The sequence below is a fragment of the Aerococcus sp. L_32 genome (genome assembly GCF_050689315.1).
Map to the genome: position 1 here is coordinate 1 of NZ_JBOEQF010001257.1, position 524 is coordinate 524.

1 protein-coding gene is annotated in these 524 nt (G+C 42.7%); it reads right to left on the bottom strand.

Annotated elements, in window-relative coordinates:
- Nucleotides 1-524, bottom strand: a 524-nt coding sequence (locus ACRCJ0_RS19205) for a ComEC/Rec2 family competence protein (RefSeq protein ID WP_431391816.1), incomplete at both ends; no start/stop codon positions are given.

Genomic DNA, 524 nt, shown 5'->3' on the forward strand with positions numbered 1-524 from the left:
TATATTTTTGTTTGATTGGCTTCTAAATCAGCCACCACCCGGTCAGCTGGATGGCCATACCGGTTGTCCTTACCCACTGAAATCCAAGCGATTTTTGGGTCAGTCCTCTCGATAAAGTCAGCTGGCGTTGAATGGTCTGATCCGTGGTGAGCCACTTTTAAAATATCAACCGGTAGACTCGGGAGCGCATTTTCTGCTGCTCCATCAATATCTCCTGTAAATAGAAAGTCATGAAGTCCTATTCTACCATATAAGACTAAAGAATCCGCATTTTCTCCTGCACCTGATTTATTCGGCGCTAAAACCTGTAAATTGGTTTTTTGGTCAAGGGCCACCTGGTCTCCAAATTTGAGCCAGATAATCTTCATTTTAGGATTTTTCCCCATCTCGATTGCTTCCTGCAAGGTAGTTAAGGATTCTGTGTCCGCGTCCATTCCGATTGGTAAATATAAGGTTTCAATTTTAAAGGCCTTGGCAATTTCACCAAATGATCCGATATGGTCGAAGTCTCCGTGAGTTAAAAA